At 75.0% G+C, this 16,756-nt stretch carries 19 protein-coding genes and 1 tRNA gene; 17 read left to right on the top strand and 3 right to left on the bottom strand.

Features of this window, described 5'->3' with window-relative positions; translation table 11 throughout:
* On the top strand, positions 1–660 hold the full coding sequence (locus tag LPC08_RS05940) for an alpha/beta hydrolase (RefSeq protein WP_230451794.1): 660 nt from the start codon (positions 1–3) through the stop codon (positions 658–660).
* A gap of 146 nt (positions 661–806) precedes the next feature.
* Positions 807–1,367 (top strand): HNH endonuclease, encoded by a 561-nt coding sequence (locus tag LPC08_RS05935; protein ID WP_230451793.1) that lies wholly within the window; start codon positions 807–809, stop codon positions 1,365–1,367.
* Positions 1,368–1,434: 67 nt separating this feature from the next.
* Here LPC08_RS05935 and LPC08_RS05930 read toward each other — a convergent pair whose 3' ends face one another.
* From LPC08_RS05930 to LPC08_RS05920, 3 genes are all read right to left on the bottom strand, one after another.
* On the bottom strand, positions 1,435–2,046 hold the full coding sequence (locus LPC08_RS05930; RefSeq protein WP_230451792.1) for a hypothetical protein: 612 nt from the start codon (positions 2,044–2,046) through the stop codon (positions 1,435–1,437).
* A gap of 105 nt (positions 2,047–2,151) precedes the next feature.
* A complete protein-coding gene (locus LPC08_RS05925) occupies positions 2,152–2,916 on the bottom strand; it encodes a hypothetical protein (protein WP_230451791.1) in 765 nt (254 codons plus the stop codon).
* Positions 2,917–3,036: 120 nt separating this feature from the next.
* Entirely contained in the window at positions 3,037–3,516 is a 480-nt protein-coding gene (locus LPC08_RS05920) for a disulfide bond formation protein B (protein WP_230451790.1), read from the bottom strand.
* Between the two features lie 154 nt (positions 3,517–3,670).
* On the opposite strand from LPC08_RS05920, the gene LPC08_RS05915 reads away from it, so the two are divergent.
* From LPC08_RS05915 to LPC08_RS05845, 15 genes are all read left to right on the top strand, one after another.
* Positions 3,671–4,291, top strand: coding sequence for a glutathione S-transferase family protein (locus tag LPC08_RS05915; protein WP_230451789.1), 621 nt, complete (start codon positions 3,671–3,673; stop codon positions 4,289–4,291).
* 25 nt (positions 4,292–4,316) lie between these two features.
* Entirely contained in the window at positions 4,317–4,721 is a 405-nt protein-coding gene (locus tag LPC08_RS05910) for a cupin domain-containing protein (RefSeq protein ID WP_230451788.1), read from the top strand.
* Between the two features lie 93 nt (positions 4,722–4,814).
* Positions 4,815–4,900 (top strand) — tRNA-Leu (locus LPC08_RS05905).
* Between the two features lie 255 nt (positions 4,901–5,155).
* Positions 5,156–5,617 carry a MarR family winged helix-turn-helix transcriptional regulator gene (locus tag LPC08_RS05900; RefSeq protein ID WP_230451787.1) on the top strand — a complete coding sequence of 154 codons (462 nt, stop codon included), beginning with the start codon at positions 5,156–5,158 and terminating at the stop codon, positions 5,615–5,617.
* Complete coding sequence (locus tag LPC08_RS05895) at positions 5,614–7,506, top strand: FUSC family protein (protein WP_230451786.1); 1,893 nt, start codon at positions 5,614–5,616, stop codon at positions 7,504–7,506. Before LPC08_RS05900 ends, LPC08_RS05895 begins: the two co-directional genes overlap by 4 nt.
* A 163-nt stretch (positions 7,507–7,669) precedes the next feature.
* The gene (gene osmF / locus LPC08_RS05890; protein WP_230451785.1) at positions 7,670–8,602 is read left to right on the top strand and encodes a glycine betaine ABC transporter substrate-binding protein OsmF; all 933 of its coding nucleotides are present in this window, start codon (positions 7,670–7,672) and stop codon (positions 8,600–8,602) included.
* Positions 8,603–8,612: 10 nt separating this feature from the next.
* Positions 8,613–9,773 carry an ABC transporter permease gene (locus LPC08_RS05885; protein WP_230451784.1) on the top strand — a complete coding sequence of 387 codons (1,161 nt, stop codon included), beginning with the start codon at positions 8,613–8,615 and terminating at the stop codon, positions 9,771–9,773.
* On the top strand, positions 9,770–10,684 hold the full coding sequence (locus LPC08_RS05880) for an ABC transporter ATP-binding protein (protein ID WP_230451783.1): 915 nt from the start codon (positions 9,770–9,772) through the stop codon (positions 10,682–10,684). Before LPC08_RS05885 ends, LPC08_RS05880 begins: the two co-directional genes overlap by 4 nt.
* A gap of 3 nt (positions 10,685–10,687) precedes the next feature.
* Positions 10,688–11,476, top strand: coding sequence for an ABC transporter permease (locus LPC08_RS05875; RefSeq protein WP_230451782.1), 789 nt, complete (start codon positions 10,688–10,690; stop codon positions 11,474–11,476).
* A 104-nt stretch (positions 11,477–11,580) separates the two neighbouring features.
* Positions 11,581–11,862: an acyl carrier protein gene (locus LPC08_RS05870; RefSeq protein WP_230451781.1), complete on the top strand. Its 282-nt coding sequence runs from the start codon at positions 11,581–11,583 to the stop codon at positions 11,860–11,862.
* Between the two features lie 7 nt (positions 11,863–11,869).
* The gene (locus LPC08_RS05865) at positions 11,870–12,331 is read left to right on the top strand and encodes a 3-hydroxyacyl-ACP dehydratase FabZ family protein (protein WP_230451780.1); all 462 of its coding nucleotides are present in this window, start codon (positions 11,870–11,872) and stop codon (positions 12,329–12,331) included.
* A complete protein-coding gene (locus tag LPC08_RS05860; protein WP_230451779.1) occupies positions 12,328–13,524 on the top strand; it encodes a beta-ketoacyl-ACP synthase in 1,197 nt (398 codons plus the stop codon). The genes LPC08_RS05865 and LPC08_RS05860 overlap by 4 nt, the downstream gene beginning before the upstream one ends.
* Before the next feature lie 4 nt (positions 13,525–13,528).
* Complete coding sequence (locus LPC08_RS05855) at positions 13,529–14,785, top strand: beta-ketoacyl-ACP synthase (RefSeq protein ID WP_230451778.1); 1,257 nt, start codon at positions 13,529–13,531, stop codon at positions 14,783–14,785.
* A gap of 28 nt (positions 14,786–14,813) precedes the next feature.
* Positions 14,814–15,836 carry a zinc-binding dehydrogenase gene (locus tag LPC08_RS05850; protein ID WP_230451777.1) on the top strand — a complete coding sequence of 341 codons (1,023 nt, stop codon included), beginning with the start codon at positions 14,814–14,816 and terminating at the stop codon, positions 15,834–15,836.
* 12 nt (positions 15,837–15,848) lie between these two features.
* Positions 15,849–16,733 (top strand): lipid A biosynthesis lauroyl acyltransferase, encoded by an 885-nt coding sequence (locus LPC08_RS05845; RefSeq protein ID WP_230451776.1) that lies wholly within the window; start codon positions 15,849–15,851, stop codon positions 16,731–16,733.
* The last annotated feature ends 23 nt before the right edge of the window (positions 16,734–16,756 follow it).

Here is a 16,756-nt window from a genome sequence, read left to right as displayed (position 1 = left end):
ATGGATCGGACGGGCGAGAGGCGCCGTGACCCGCGATCGGGCGGCGCGCCGCGGCGGCTGGTGGTGCTGCTGCACGGGGTCGGCGCCGATGCGGACGACCTGATCGACCTGGCCGCGGAATGGGCCACCGCCGCGCCGGACGCGCTGTTCCTGTCGCTCGACGCGCCCGACCCCTATGCCGAGGCCCCCTTCGGCCGGCAGTGGTTCCCTCTCTCCGACCGCCGGCCGGCGGTGCTGGCGGCCGCCATCCGGGCGGCGGCGCCCGCGCTGGAGGCCCGGCTCGCCGCGATCCTGGCGCGGGAGGGGCTGCCCGACTCGGCCCTCACCCTGATGGGCTTCAGCCAGGGGGCGATGATGGCGCTGCATGCCGGGCTGCGCCGTGCCGTCCCGCCTGCCGGAATCCTCGCCTATGCCGGGGCGCTGCTCGATCCCGCGACCCTGGCCGCGGAGGCCACCCGCCCGCTGCCGCCCGTCCTGCTGGTGCACGGTCTGGCCGACGAGGTCGTGCCGGCACAGGCGTCGCAGCTGGCGGAAGCCGCGCTGCGCGGACTCGGCGCGGCGGTGGAGGCGCGCTTCATCCCCGGGCTGGGGCACGGCATCGACGCGGCCGGCTTGGCCGCCGGCGCGGCTTTCCTGGCACGCCGCGTGACGCCTGCGTGACGTCTGCGGCGGTGGTGTTGCGACGCGGCGTGGTGCGTGGCACACCTTGGGGCGTATCGGGCGGCGCCACTGCATCTGGGGCCTGACCGCCCGGGTCGGCCCCAGCGCTGGTGGCCCGTGTCCCGACAACGGCACGGGAGCGGCGCTTGCCCGACGGCGGCCAGACATTCCCCGCATTGGTGTTGAACGCGGATTTCCGTCCGCTGTCCTACTACCCGCTATCGCTCTGGTCCTGGCAGGACGCGGTGAAGGCGGTGTTCCTGGACCGGGTCTCGGTGCTCAGCGAGTACGAGCATGCGGTGCATTCGCCCACGCTCACCATGCGCCTGCCCAGCGTCATCGCGCTGCGCGAGTACATCCCCGCGGCGCGGCGGCCGGCCTTCACCCGCTTCAACGTCTTCCTGCGCGACCACTTCGCCTGCCAGTACTGCAGCCAGGGCTTCCCGACGCCGGAGCTGACCTTCGACCACGTCATCCCCCGCTCGCGCGGCGGGCGGACGAGCTGGGAGAACGTCGTCACCGCCTGCGGCCCCTGCAACCTGCGCAAGGGCTCCAAGCTGCCGCGCGAGTGCCAGATGCTGCCGCGGGTCACGCCGCGCCAGCCCACCTCCTGGGAATTGCAGGACAACGGCCGCGGCTTCCCGCCGAACTACCTGCACGAGAGCTGGCGCGACTACCTCTACTGGGACAGCGAGCTGGAGGGCTGAGGCGGGCCCACCGGGTCCGGGTCCACCCGGTCGGGCGCAAGCAGGCCGGGCGCAGACGGGCCGGCCCTCACCTCTCCTTGCGGGCGAAGTGCGACCAGCGTTCGCTGGAGCCCCGGTGCTGGCGGAACTCCGCCGCAGGATAGGTCACGCCGTTCCACGGATCGACGACCACGGCGCGCGGCCCCCAGGTCGAAAGGTCGTACACGTCGCCGGCCTGCCGTCCCAGCAGCGCCATGCGGTGGTCGCCGCCTTCCCACTCGATGCCGTCCAGCGGCACCTGCCCGTAGCCCGAGAGGAACCACAGGGCGATGGCCGTCTGCTCGTTGCAGTTGCCGCAACCACGGCGCTTGGCGATCTCCGCAATCTTCATCTGGAAGTCCCAGGCGCCGTACTGCGACGCGACGGCATCCTCCTCCGCCCGCGCCTGCGACACGCAGCGGAGGGACTGGAGGCCGGAGCTGATCAGGTCGGACACCTTGTTGCTGGCGCCGATGGTCATGTAGCGGCGGACATAGGCATTCGTCGCCTCGCCCCAGGCCAGGCCGTTCTTCACCGCGTCCACGTCGGACAGGATCTTCACGTAAGGGGTCGTCGGAACGCCGGTGTTGGGATCCAGCGGATAGACCGGCATGCCGTTGTCGCCGATCGTCGGGGGCTTCGGCTGCCATTCTTCGCCCATGCGCCAGGCTCCTGTTCCGCTGGCGTCACCGTAGCATGTCGTTCCGGCAAGTCACCGTTCCCGTGGGAACGCACGGGCGCCGCGCGACCCGACCCGTGTGCCCGGTCAGGCCGGCGCCGACCCCGATCCGGCCCGCGCCACCATCCAGCCGGCGGCCATCCCCGTGAAGCGCACGCCCGGCGGCAGCGGCGGCAGGCCGGACAGCGCCTCGATGGCCTCCACGCCGAACAGGATCACCGTCCGCGCCACCGCCACCCGCTCCCGCGCGCCGTGGCGGATGGTGGCGCGCAGCAGGAAGAGCCGGCCCGCGGTTCCCGTGGCGCAGACGAACTCCGTGGTCACCACCTGCGCCGGCGGCCGCGGCGTCTCGTGCATCAGGCAGCGCAGCAGCGGCGTGCCCTCCCGTGCCATGGCGGCGGAGCGGCGCGTGCCACCGGCCCGGCCGCCCGCCGCGGGCAGGCCGCGCCCCGCCTCCGCCAGCAGCTCCCGCGCCAGCGGGGTATCCGGCCCATCCGGCACCGGCCCGTCGGTGGGGGCGAAGAGGCGGATGCTCGCGGCCCCGCCCTCGATCTCATAGCGGGCGATCAGGCCCTCCCGCTCGCCCGGGGTCGGATCGGCGGCGGGCAGGCCGATCATGCGGAAGCCCCTCGCCTCGGCGGGCAGCCGGGCGCCGGCGATCTCCAGCGGCTCAGGCCCCTCGTCCGGCGCCGGCGGTGGCGGCAGCGGCCGGTTCAGCCAGCGTGACAGGCCGGGAAGGCCCGGCAGCTCCGGCAGGCTCGGCAGCTCGGGCAGGCCCGACAGTTCCGGCAGGCGCGGCAGCTCCGGCAGGCGGGGCAGTTCCGGGGCGCCGCAGCCGGCCAGCATCGCCATGGCCAGCCCTCCGGCCAGATTGGCCCCGCCCGTCCCTTTGCCGCGTCGGATCATGCGGTCAGGCCGGCGCGCCGGCCCGTGCCGGCCGACGGGCCCCGCCCCGGATCGTCGCCGCCATGCTCACGCCCTCCCACCCCGGCGGGCCGCCCATAGCGCCCAGCCACCGAGGGCCAACGCATAGACGAGGTTCATCGCTGCCATGGAGACGGGCAGCCCGGGGATGAGGAAGGCCGGGGCGTCACAGGGCTTGGCCGGCTTGGCGGCGAGGCTGCGCATCAGGTCGTCGACGGTGCCGCCGCCCGTGGAGACCGGCGCCGCGCAGGACGGCAGCGGCGAGGGCCACCAGTGCTGCTCCACCCCGACATGCAGCCCGGCGATCGCGGCGGAGGCCAGCACCGCCACCCCGGCCAGGGCGAGCAACGCGCGGGAGCGCAGCGCGGCGGCCGCGAGGGCCAGCGCCACGGCGAGCCAGTAGGGCCACCGCTGCCACAGGCACAGGGCGCAGGGCGCGAGGCCCAGCCAGCCTTCCGAGGCCATGGCGAGAAGCGGCGCCGCGGCAGCCAGCAGGGCGAGCGCGAGGGCAGCACGTCGAAGGGTCATGCGCGCAACCTGCGGCCTGCCCCCTGGGCCGGCAAGGCGGCTGCACGCCGCCCTGCCATTCCCCTTCCATCGGGCCAGGGGGACGGCTTCCCCGCCGCCGCCATCTGCGCCACCGTCGCGGGACGGGCTGCGGCCAGGGGGGAAGGATGACGCGATGCTGACGATCTGGGGCCGGACCAACAGCAGCAACGTGATGAAGGTCCTCTGGCTCTGCCACGAGCTGCAGCTGGGCTACAGGCGCGAGGATGCCGGCGGCGTCTTCGGCCGGACCCGCGACGCGGCCTACCGGGCGATCAACCCGAACAGCCTGATCCCGACCATCGAGGATGACGGCTTCGTCCTGTGGGAGAGCAACGCCATCCTGCGCTACCTGGCGCGGACGCGGCCCGGCGGCATCGCGCTCTACCCGGAGGAGCCGCGCGGCCGCGGGCTGGTGGACCAATGGCTGGACTGGCAGCTCGGCACGCTGACGCCCCAGATGGCGACCATTTTCTATACCTTCATCCGCCTCCCGGAACCGGAGCGCGACCTCGTGGCAGCGGCGAAGGCGCGGGACGAGGCGGAGCGGCTGTGGCGCATCCTGGATGCGCGGCTGGCCGGGGAGGAGTACGTGGCAGGCGCCTTCTCCCTCGCCGACATCGCGCTGGGTCCGTTCGTGCACCGCTGGTACGCCCTGCCCGTGCAGCGGCCGGAGCTGCCGAACCTCGCCGCATGGTACGCGCGGCTGCGGCAGCGGGAGGGGTTCCGGACGCATTGCGACCAGCCGCTGACCTGACGGCCGGCGTGAAGGAGGACAGAGGATGCGGACCACCGTCTCCAAGGCTGCCGGTGCCGGCTACGATGCCGGGCTGCGCGCCTTCTTCGCCTACCGCGACCTGGGCGTGCGGGAGGCGACCGGCGGCGCCTTCGGGGCGCACGTGATCCGCGCCGTCCCCGGCGAGGGGCCGAAGCCGCAGTGGCACACGCACGACCTGGCCTTCCAGCTCGTGCTGGTGCTGCGCGGCTGGGTGCGCTTCGAGTACGAGGATGTCGGCGAGGTGCTGCTGGAGCCCGGCGACAGCGTGATGCAGCCCCCGGGCGTCCGCCACCGCGAGGTGGAACACAGCGACGACCTGGAGATGCTGGAGGTGACGGCGCCGGGCGAGTTCCCGACCCATGGTGCCGAGGCCCCCGGGCGGGCCGCGGCGGCGCCCATCCCCGGCTGACGGCGGCCGCCCGGGCGGCCGGGGCTGTCGTGTCGCGGCCGGTTCCGCTATAGGGGGAGGCCACGGGCGCGGGCCGGACTTGGTGGCCCGCTGGCGGGCGTGGTGGAATGGTAGACGCAGCGGACTCAAAATCCGCCGTCCTCACGGACATGTCGGTTCGAGTCCGACCGCCCGCACCAGGCCGCCGTTCGCCCGATCGACAGTCCCGCGCCGCGCCGCCCGGGTGCGCGTCCCTTTCGCAAGGATCATGGCGGGGCTGCCGGCAACCATCGGTCACGGCGCCGCTTCGGCGTGGCAGGTCCTGCCGTCCCGCTTCGCCTCACCCGGACGATGGCCCGGACCCGGCGCCATGCGGGATGTGCCGACAGGGCAGCAGCAGTACGATGCCGCGCATATAACTTGAATACCAATTATTGGTATCATACCATATCGCCATGGATTCCTCTTCCTCCCTGCGGGCCCGCTTCGGCATGCTGTTCGTCGGAACCGCCCGGCGCTGGCGCGCAGCGGTGGATGCCCGCCTCGCCGGCCTTGGCCTTTCCGATGCCACCTGGCCGCCGCTGATCCATATCGATCGCAGCGGTGGCGGCATCTCCCAGACGGAGCTGGCCGCCCGCGTCGGCATCGACGGCTCCAGCCTCGTCCGGCTGCTCGATATCCTGGCCGGCAAGGGGCTGATCGAGCGACGGCAGGACCCGGCCGACCGGCGCTCCAACCTCCTGTTCCTCACCCCGGCCGGGCAGGTGGCCGTGGCGGAGATCCGGCGCATCCTGATCGAGACGGAGGAGGCGATGCTCGCCGACCTCGACGATGCCCGGATGGAGGCGCTGACCCACGCGCTGGAACGGATCGACGCGCGCATCCGCCACCTCCGCGACGGCGCCTCCGGCCCATGAGCCCCGCCGTGAGGCTGGAGCGGCTGGGCTTCGACCCGGCCCGGCTGCGCTTCGCCCTGCGCACCGCGCTCGCCGCCTGCTGCGCGGTGGTGCTGGCTTGGCTGCTGGGGCTGGAACATCCGCAGTGGTCGGGCATGACGGTCTGGGCCGCTTCCCTGCCCGTCCGCGGCCATCTGCTGGAGAAGGGCCTCTTCCGCGCCCTCGGCACGGTGGCGGGCTCGGCCTTCGGCATGGGGCTGCTGCTGGCGGCGGGGAACGACCCCTGGTGGATCGTGACCGGCCTCGCGCTCTGGCTCGGCCTCTGCGCCGGGGCGGGCAACCTGCTGCGCGGCTTCGCCTCCTACGGCGCGATCCTGGCGGGCTATTCGGCCGCGATGGTGGCGCTGCTGCACAGCGCGCGCTGGGCCAGCCCGCTCGCCATCGGGATCGACCGCATGCTGACCGTGCTGGTCGGCGTGGCGGTGGCGCTGGCGCTCGGCTGGATCTTCGCCGCCGCCACCGATCCCGCGGACCCGGCGCGGCGGGCCCGGGACCTCTCCGCCCGTCTGCTGGCCGCGGCGGCCGCCCATCTGGCCGGCCGCGGGCCGAGGCCGGCGGAGGAGGACGAGCGCCTGCTGTCCGGGATGGCGGCGATCGAGGACGGGTTGGACAGCCATGCGGCCGGCTCCCTGCGCTCCCGCGCCATGGTCCGGTCGGTCCGCCGCCTGCTCTCCGCCCAGGTCGCCCTGCTGCTCTGGATGCGGCGTCCGCCCTCTCCCGGCCCGCACGAGGCGCTGGCAGCGGCGCTGCGCGAGGCGGCGGACGATCCGGCGCCCGCCCCGCTGCAACGGGCGGCCGCGCTCGCCGGGAACGATCCCCTGCTGCGCGAGGCGCTGACCGCACTGGCCGCGGCGGCGGGCGAGGCACCGGGGGCGGGTCCGGGCGGCGTGCCCCTGCATCGGGACTGGGTCGGCGCGCGCGAGGCGATGCTGCGCGCCGTCGCGGTCAACGCCACGGTCGGCGCCCTCTGGCTGGCGACGGGCTGGGAGGCGGGCGTGTTCATGCTGCTCGGCACCGCCATCATGACCACGGTCTTCTCCACCGCGGACCAGCCGACGCGGATCCTGCCGCAGGTCCTGCTGGGCCAGGCGATCGGCATCGCCGCCGCCCTGGCCTGCCGCTGGCTGGCCTGGCCGCTGGCCGGCGGCGAGGCGGGGCTGGTGGCCCTGATGCTCCCCTTCATCCTGGCCGGCGGGGTGCTGTTCGGCCACCGGCGCGGCAGCGGGCCGGTCGGCTTCGATGCCAACATGGTCCTGCTCCTCCTCCTCCAGCCCAGCTGGCCGCTGGCCGGCAGCCTGGAGCATTCGCTGACGGTGGGCGCGGCCGTGCTGCTGGGCCCGGCCATCGGGCTGCTCGCCTTCCACCTGGTCTTCCCCGTGGATGGCCGCCGGCGGCTGCGGATGCTCTCGGGCATGATGGTCCGCGAGGTCGAGGCCATGGCGGCGCGGCGCGGTGCCTCACTGCATCGCCCGGTCTGGCGCGCGCGGCTGTACCATCGCGTGCTGCGGCTGGTGCGCTGGGCGGAGAAGACCGGCACCAGCCGGGCGCAGGTGGCGGAAGGCGGCTTCGCCCTGCTGCTGCTCGGCTCCGCCGTGCTGCACCTGGACGAGGTGCTGCGCGAGCCCGGGCTGGAAGCGCGGGTGGCGCGGCCGCTGGCGCTGGCGCTGGCGCGGCTCCGCCAGGTCGGGACGCAGCCGGGCCGGGCGGCGCGGGCGTTGCGGCGGGCGGCGGACCGCCTGGCCGCCGATCCGCGGGTCGATACCGCGCTGCTGCGGGAGGCGGCGGCGGAGCTGTCCGGCCAGGCGGGGTTCATCGGGCAGGCCGCCGCCCGCCATCCGGCGGCGGCCTGAAGCCGCGCCCGCCGTCCGGGCGCGGCTTCACATCCTTCCGAGCGGCGGCGCGGGCCCCTTCCCGCCCGGCGGCCGCCGGGCGAGGCTGGCACCAGGGATCGGCGGCGCGGCGCGACCGGCGCCCTCACGACCGATTCGTGTCCCCGCCCTGGAGCGCCGCCGGATGCCCCTCGCCCTCCCCTCGCCCACCCGCCGCGCCGCGCTGCTCGGCGCGCTGGCCGCCACCCTGCCCCTGGCCGCGCGGGCGCAGGGCCGGCCGGTGGTGGTCGCCTCCAAGCTCGACACGGAAGGGGCGCTGCTGGGCGAGATGATCGCCCAGGTGCTGGCGGCGAAGGGCGTGCCGGTGGAGCGCAAGCTCCAGCTCGGCCCGACGCGGATCGTGCGCGGTGCCATCCTGGCCGGGGAGATCGACGTCTATCCGGAATACACGGGCAACGGCGCCTTCTTCTTCCAGATGGAGAGCGACCCCGCTTGGCACGACCCGGCCGCGGGTGCGGCCAAGGTGAAGGCGCTGGACGCGGAGAGGAACGACCTGGTCTGGCTGGAGCCCTCCCCGGCCAACAACACCTGGGCCATCGCCGTGCGCTCGGACCTCGCCGCCAGCGCCCGGCTCGCCAGCCTGGAGGACCTCGCCCGCCACCTCGCCGCGAACGGGCCGTTCAAGCTCGCCGCCTCGGCCGAGTTCGTGGAGAGCCCGGCCGCCCTGCCCGCCTTCCAGCGGGTCTACGGCTTCACCCTGCCCCCCGACCGGCTGGTGGTGCTGGCCGGCGGCGACACGGCGGTGACGATGCGCGCGGCGGCGGAGCGGCTGAACGGGGTGAACGCCGCCATGGTCTACGGCACGGACGGCGCCATCGCCGCGCTGGACCTGAAGGTGCTGGCCGACCCCAAGGGGGCGCAGATCGTCTACCGCCCCGCCCCGGTGGTGCGCGGCGCGGTGGCGAAGGCGCATCCGCGGCTCGGCGAGTGGCTGAACCCCGTCTTCGCCTCGCTGTCGCTGGAGACGCTCCAGAGGCTGAACAGCCGGGTGGTGGTGGAGGGCCGGGATGCGCGCGAGGTGGCGCGCGAGCACCTGAAGACGCTCGGCATCGGCTGACCGGCGCCCCGTGACCGCCCCGGCGCCGCGCGAGGCCCCGGCCACGGCGCTGCTCGCGGCCGTGGCGGCGGGCGCGCCCTTCCTGCTGGGCTGGCTGTCCGCGGCGCCGAACCGGCTGCTCAGCCCCCGCCCGGTGCCGCTGCCCGCCTCGCCCGGGGTGCTGGTGGCGGTCGCGGCGTTCCTGGCCGCCTGCGCCGCGCTCGCCTGGTGGGCGCGGGACGCGCGCCGCCTTGCCCGGGCGGAGGTCGCGGCGGCGATCGCCTTCCTCGCCCTATTGCTGGCCGTGGGGCTGGCGGCGGAGGCGGCGCTGGCCGGCCTGCCGTCCCTCGCCCGCGCCTCGCCGGCCGCCGGGGTCTGGCTGGCGCTGCTCGCCTTGCCCCTGGCGGCCGGCTGCTGCGCCGCCGGGCATGGGCGGCCGCCCATGCTGTTCCTGCTGCTCGCCCTGGGGGGCTCGGCCGCGCTCGCGGGATCCGGCCGGCTCGACGCCCTGTCGCTGCTGCGCGAGGCCGCCAACCGGGGCGCGGAGCTGCGCGGCGCCCTGGCGGAGCACGTCCTGCTGGCCGGGCTGGCGCTTGCCCTGGGGCTGGCCGTGTCGCTGCCGCTCTGCCTCCTGGCGCTGCGCCGGCCACGGCTGGAGGCCGGGCTGCTGGCCGTGGCGAACGGGTTGCAGGTGGTGCCCTCCATAGCCCTGTTCGGCCTGCTGATGGCGCCGCTCGCGGCGCTGGCCCATGCCGTGCCGGCGCTGCGGGCGCTGGGGGTGGCGGGGATCGGGCCGGCCCCGGCGGTGCTGGGGATCGCGGCCTACCTCGTCCTGCCGGTCGCCGCCGCCACCCTCGCCGGGCTGCGCGCCGCGCCCCCGGGGGTGCTGGACGCCGCCACCGGCCAGGGGATGAGCGAACGGCAGGTGCTGCGCCGGGTCCGCCTGCCGCTCGGCGCGGGCGCCATCCTGGGCGGGGTGCGGGTGGCGGCGGTGCAGGCGGTGGGGCTCGCCACCCTGGCCGCGCTGGTCGGCGGCGGCGGGCTGGGGCGGCTGGTCTTCCTCGGCGTCGGGCAGCTCGCGGCCGACCTGATCCTGCTCGGCGTGCTGCCGGTGGTGGCCCTGTCGCTCGCCGCCGATGCCGGGCTGGGCGCCGTGCAGCGGGCGCTGTCGCCGGGAGGAGGCGCGGCATGATCCGCTTCGAGGCGGTGAGCCGCCGCTACGGCGCGCGCGCGGCGGTGGACGGCGTCAGCCTGGGCGTCCCGGCCGGGTCCTTCTGCGTCCTGCTGGGCGAATCCGGCTCCGGCAAGTCCACGCTGATGCGGATGGTGAACCGCCTGGTGGAGCCCTCCTCCGGCCGCGTGCTGCTGGGCGGGCGCGACGTGGCGGGCGAGGACCCGGAGGCGCTGCGCCGGGGCATCGGCTACGTCATCCAGTCGGTCGGGCTGTTCCCGCACTGGCGGGTGGCGGAGAACGTGGCGACGGTGCCGCGCCTGCTCGGCTGGGAGGAGGCGCGGATCGCGGCGCGGGTGGCGGAGCTGCTCGCCCTGGTCGGCCTGCCGCCCGCCGAGTACGCGGCGCGCTGGCCGCACGAGCTGTCCGGCGGCCAGGCGCAGCGCGTCGGGCTGGCCCGGGCGCTGGCCGCCGACCCGCCCGTGCTGCTGATGGACGAGCCCTTCTCCGCCCTGGACCCCGCGACGCGGCGGACGCTCCAGCGGGAGATCCGCCGCATCCACGCGGCGACCGGCAAGACCATCCTCTTCGTCACCCATGACGTGGAGGAGGCGCTGGTGCTGGCCGACACCCTCGTCGTGCTGGAGGCCGGCCGGGTGGTGGCGCGGGGCAGCCCCGGCGAGGTGCTGGGGCCCGCGGCCGGCCCGACGGTGCGGCGGCTGCTGGGCGAGGAGAGCCTCGCCTTCCACCGCCTCGCCACCCGCCCGGCCGGAGCCCTGGCCCGCCCGGGCGCGGCCGAGGGCCTGCCGGCGCTGCCCGGCGAGGCCAGCCTGAAGCAGGCGCTGCTGCTGATGCTCGACCGGCGCAGCGAGGCCGTGGCCCTGCCGGGGGCGCGGGTGCTGCGGCTGGCCGACCTGCTGGCCGGGGGCTGAGGCGTGCGACGTTGGGCGCCGGTCGCTCTGAACGCCGCTGCCTTCCTGGCCGCCCTGGCCGCCGCGCCGCATCTGGGGGCCATCTGGGGCGGACTGTTCCCGGAGGTGTCGCGGCCCGTCTGGACCTCCGAATCCTGGTTCTCGCTGCTGGGCCAGCATCTCGCCCTGTCGCTCGGCGCGGCGCTGGCGGCGGCCGCACTGGGCCTGGGCGCCGGGGTGCTGGCGACACGGCCGGCCGGGCGCGGGCTGCGGCCGCTGCTGGATGCGGTCTTCTCCCTGGCCCAGGCGGTGCCGCCGGTGGCGGTGATCGCCCTCGCCCTGCCGCTGCTGGGCTTCGGCGCCGCGCCGACCCTGCTGGCGCTGGTGCTCTACGCTGCCCTGCCGGTGATGCGCGCGGCCGTGGCCGGGCTGGACGGGGTGCCGCCAGGGGTGCTGGACGCCGCGAGGGGCGCCGGGATGGGCCCGGCGCGGCGGCTGTGGTCGGTCGAGCTGCCGCTGGCCCGGCCGGTGGTGCTGGCGGGGCTGCGGGTCGCGGTGGTGCTGACGGTCGCCACCGCTGCCGTGGGCGCGGTGGCCGGGGCGCGCTGCCTGGGGACGCCGATCGTGACCGGGCTGGCCAACGGCAACGCCGCCTGGGTGCTGCAGGGCGGGCTGTTCACCGCCTGGCTGGCGCTGCTGGCGGACCAGGCGCTTCGGCGGCTCGCGCCCCGGCGCGGTACGGCGCTGCCGGTCAGCCCCGCGACGCCGGCTCTGGACACCCGGGCCGTTTCCGGTCCATCACCCGCCCCCTGACCCACCGCGTAACGTCCCGGCCCCGAGGGGGGCGCCGGGCGTTGGCGCGCCGTGCCCGCACCCTTCCGGCCCCGCCATGACGGGCCCGTTCCCAGGAGCCGTCCATGGCCTCGGCCTTCGAGCGCATCGCCGACATCATCGCCGCCAACTCCGAAGTGCCGCGCGAGAAGATCACCCCCGACAGCCACGTGACCGAGGACCTGGGCATCGACAGCCTGGACTTCCTGGACATCGTCTTCGCGATCGACAAGGAGTTCGGCATCAAGGTGCCGGTCGAGAAGTGGACCCAGGAGGTGAATGCTGGCAACGCCCCGGCCGAGCACTACTTCGTCATGAAGAACCTCGCCGACCGGGTCGAGGAGCTGGTCGCCGCCAAGGCGGGCTGAGGAATCCTTGCGCCTCGAATACTTCCAGATGATCGACCGGGTGCTCTCCTTCGACGGGGAGAGCATCGCGATCGAGAGCACGGTCCCCGACGCCTCGCCGGTCTTCGAGGGACACTTCCCCGGCTATCCGCTGGTCCCCGGCGTGCTGCTGACCGAGACCATGGCCCAGGCCAGCGGCTGGCTGCTGCTGGGGCGCAACCGCTTCTCCGCCATGCCCTTCCTGGCCAGCGTGAAGGAGGCGAAGTTCCGCTCCTTCGTCGGGCCGGGCGCGAAGCTGGAGATCGCCTCGAAGCTCACGCATGACGGCTCCGGCTACGCGGTGACGGAGGCGCGGATCATGAGCGGCGGCAAGCGGCTCTGCGACGCGGAGATCGTGCTGCGCATCATGCCCTTCCCCGCCCCGGAGCTGGAGGCCGCGATGCGCGCCACGGCGGAACGGATCGGCCTGCCCGGGATCGCCAGCGAATGAACAGCCAGCGCGACGTCGTCATCACGGGCATCGGCCTCGTCACCTCGCTCGGCGAGGGGCGCGAGGCGCACTGGGAGGCGCTGACCGGCACCGGCCGCGCGCCGGTCGTGGACGAGGCCGCCTTCGCCCCCTGGCCGCACCACCCGCTGCCCGCGCTGGAGCTGGACCGCCAGATCCCCAAGCGCGGCGACCAGCGGCAGATGGAGCCCTGGCAGCGCCTGGGCACCTATGCCGCCGGCCTCGCGCTGGACGATGCCGGGGCGCGCGACCTCGTCGCCGACATGCACCTGCTGGTCGCTGCCGGCGGGGGCGAGCGCGACGTGGCGCTGGACGAGCAGATCACCGCGGCGCTGGCCGGCTCCAACGACGGCGCCCGGCTGAACGAGATGCTGGCGACCGGGCTGCGGCCGACGCTGTTCCTGGCGCAGCTCTCGAACCTCGTCGCCGGCAACATCTCCATCGTCCACGGCGTCACCGGCTCCTCGCGCACCTTCATGGGCGAGGAATCCGCAGCGGCCGACGCGCTGCGCATCGCCCGCGCGCGGCTGTCCGAGGGGCGCGGCGAGATCGCCCTGGTCGGCGGCGCCTTCGTCGCGGCGCGCTGGGACATGCTGATCCTCTACCAGGGCGGCGGCGGGCTGTGGCGCGGGCCCTTCGCGCCGCTCTCCACCCGCGCGGCCAGCGATGCCGGGCCGGGCGCGGTGCTGGGCAGCATGGCCTGCTTCCTGGTGCTGGAGACCGCGGCCCACGCCGCCGCCCGCGGCGCGACGCCGCTGGCCCGGCTGGATGCCGTCGCCACCGACTGGACCCATCGCGAGGCGCCCGGCCGCTCCCGCGAGGCGGCCGAGGCGCTGCTGGGGAAGGTCGGCGGCCCGGCGCCCGCGGTGATCTCCGCGGCCTCCGGCGCGCCCGGCGCCTGGGCGGAGGAGCAGGGCTTCCTGGCCGGGCTGGAGGGTGCGGCCATCCGCCGCCCCGGCAGCCTGATCGGCCATGGCGTGGAGGCGGCCTTCCCGGTGAACGTGGCGCTGGCGGCGCTGGCCCTGTCGCGCGGCGGCTTCTACCCGGCGCTGGACCCGGCCGATGCGGGCGAGGCGGAGGCCCCGGACCGCATCCTGGTGACCGGCTTCGGCCAGTGGCGCGGCGAGGCGCTGGCCAGCGTCTCGCGCGCCCCATCGGCAAAGGCGGAGGGCTGAGCCCGTGCAGGACCATTTCGGGCGGCGCGTCGTCGCCGTCACCGGCATCGGCGCCGTCACCCCGCTGGGCTTCGGCATCGTGGACAACTGGTCGGCGCTGCTGGCCGGGAAGTCGGGCATCCGGCGGATCACGCGCTTCCCGACCGAGCACCTGAAGACCACCATCGCCGGCACGGTGGACCTGCCGGAGGAGGCGGGGCGCACCCCCTATTCCAGCCCCGTGCGGGTCGAGAAGCTGGCGAGCCTCGCCATGGAGGAGGCGCTGGCCATGGCCGGGCTGGGCGCCCCGGGCGACTTCCCCGGCCCGCTCTTCCTGGGCATGCCGCCGGTCGAGATGGAGTGGCCCGACCGCTTCACCCTGGCGCAGGAATCCGGCCCGACCTATGCCGAGATGGTCCCCGCCGTGACCCGGCACCCGGAGATCCACGAGGCGATCGTCTTCGCCGGTATCGGCGAGCGCCTCTCTGCCCGCTTCGGCACGCGCGGCGCGCCGATCAGCACCACCACCGCCTGCGCCACGGGCGCGACCTCGATCCAGCTCGGCGTCGAGGCGATCCAGCGCGGCGAGTGCGCCGCCTGCATCGCTGTCGGCGCGGACGGCACGGTGCAGCCGGAATCGCTGATCCGCTTCTCGCTGCTCTCGGCGCTCTCCACCCGCAACGAGGAGCCGGAGAAGGCGAGCCGGCCCTTCGAGAAGCACCGCGCCGGCTTCGTGATGAGCGAGGGCGCGGCCGCGCTGGTGCTGGAGGATTACGACGCCGCCGTGGCGCGCGGGGCGACCATCATCGGCATCGTCTCCGGCGCGGGCGAGCGCGCGGACAGCTTCCACCGCACCCGCTCCAACCCGGACGGCCGCGCCATCCTGGGCGCCATGCGCAACGCGCTGGCCGATGCGGGGCTGGAGCCGGGCGACATCTCCTATGTCAACGCGCACGGCACGGGCACGCCCGAGAACGACAAGATGGAGAATTTCGGCATGCGCGCCGTCTTCGGCGAGAACGCGCCGCCCATCTCCTCCAACAAGTCGATGATCGGCCATACCCTCTCCGCCGCCGGGGCGCTGGAGGCGGTGTTCAGCCTGCTCACCCTGCGCGACCAGCGCCTGCCGCCCACCATCAACTACGACGAGCCCGACCCGAGCATCACGCTCGACGTGGTGCCGAACGTGGCGCGCGACGCCACGGTGCGGCACGTGCTGTCCAGCTCCTTCGGCTTCGGCGGCCAGAACACCTGCCTCGTCCTCTCGCGGGAGCCGAAGTGATGCGGACCATCGACCGGAGCCGCCGCTGATGCGCGCGCTGCGCCTGCACGGCGACCGCGACCTGCGGCTGGAGGACATCGCCCCGCCGCCGCCGCCCGGGCCGGGCGAGGTGCAGCTCCGCGTCCTGGCCGTCGCGCTGAACCACATCGACGTCTGGGGCTGGCGTGGCATGGCCTTCGCCCAGCGCAAGCTGCCGATCTGCACCGGGGCCGAGGCGGTGGCCGAGGTCGTCGCCGTCGGCGAGGGCGTCACCGCCTGGAAGCCCGGCGACCGCGCCGCGCCCTATGGCGCGCAGACCTGCGGGCATTGCCGCGCCTGCCGCGAGGGGCGCGACAACCTGTGCGAGAACGTGCAGGGCGTGATGGGCTTCCACCTCGACGGCTTCGCCTGCGAGCGGGTGAACATGCCCGAGCGCCTGCTGGTGCGCGTGCCGCAGGGCGTCGCCACCAACGACGCCGCCTGCGCCGCCATCACCTTCTCCACCGTCGAGCACATGCTGTTCGACAACGCGAAGCTGGAGCCGGGCGAGACCATCCTCGTCCAGGCCGCGGGCTCGGGCATCGGCACCATCGCGGTGAAGGAGGCGAAGGCGCTGGGCTGCACCGTCATCGCCACCGCCGGCGACGACGAGAAGTGCGAGAAGGCGAAGGCGCTCGGCGCCGACCACGTCATCAACTACACCACGCAGAACTTCCCCACCGTCGCCCGCCGCCTGACCGGCAAGAAGGGCGTGGATGTCGTGTTCGAGCATGTCGGCGCCTCCACCTGGAACGGCTCCATGCTGGCGCTGAAGATGGGCGGGCGTCTGGTCACCTGCGGTTCCACCTCCGGCGTCACGGCGGAGATGAACCTGATGATGCTGTTCCAGCGCCAGTTGCGGATCTTCGGCTCCTTCGGCGCCTCGATGCGCAACGTCGCGGACGGGCTGGCGAAGATGGCCGGCGGCATGACGCCCGTGCTGGACACGGTGATCCCGCTGGAGCGCTTCACCGAGGGGCTGGACCGGCTGGAGAGCCGCAGAGTCTTCGGCAAGATCGTCGTCACGCTCTAGGTGTCCGCCCCGATGGGACTGGCCGACACCGCGCTGGCCCTCCTCGTCCGCGGCGCCTTCGCGGTGATGCGGGCGCTGGGACCGGATCTCGGCCCGCGCCTGGGCGGGGCGGTGGCGCGCACGCTCGGTCCCCTCACCCCGGCGCACCGGATCGGCGCCGCCAATGTCGCGGCGAGCTTCCCGGAGCAGACGGCGGCCTGGCGTGCGGGGGTGATGCGCGAGGCCTGGGACAATCTCGGCCGCGTCGCCGGGGAGTACGTCCATCTCGACCGCATCTGGGACCTGACCGAGGAGCGCCGGCCGGACGGGCGGATCGAGATCGACGACGCCACCGCCGCGCGATTCGTGGAGCTGCGCGCCGCCGGCGGGCCGGTGCTGGTCTTCGCCAGCCACCTGGCCAACTGGGAGCTGCCGGCCGTGGCCGCGGCGCAGCACGGGGTGCGTGCCTCGGTGCTGTACCGCACGCCCAACAACACGGCGATCGCGCGGATCATCCTGGAACTGCGGCGCGGGCTGATGGGCGAGCTGATCCCCGCCGGGCTGATGGCGCCGACCAAGATGGCCAAGGCGCTGCAGGACGGCGCGCTGGTGGGGATGCTGGTGGACCAGCGCTTCGGCCGCGGGCCGCGAATCCAGTTCCTGGGGCGCGAGGCCGCCGCCAACCCGCTGCTCGCCAACCTCGCGCGGCGCTTCGACTGCCCGGTGCGCGGCGCGCGCGCCATCCGCCTACCCGGCGGGCGCTTCCGGCTGGAGCTGACCGACCCCATCGACCTGCCGCGCGACGCGGAGGGGCTGATCGACGTGGCGGGCGCGACCCAGGCGATGAACGACGTCATCGCCGGCTGGATCCGCGAGCATCCCGGCCAGTGGCTGTGGATGCACCGCCGCTGGCGATAGCGGCGCCCGGCGTGGCACTCTGC

Source organism: Roseomonas sp. OT10 (assembly GCF_020991085.1).
Lineage (GTDB): Bacteria > Pseudomonadota > Alphaproteobacteria > Acetobacterales > Acetobacteraceae > Roseomonas > Roseomonas cutis.
Note: the sequence above shows the minus strand (reverse complement) of the source record. Positions and strands in the feature narration are given on the sequence as shown.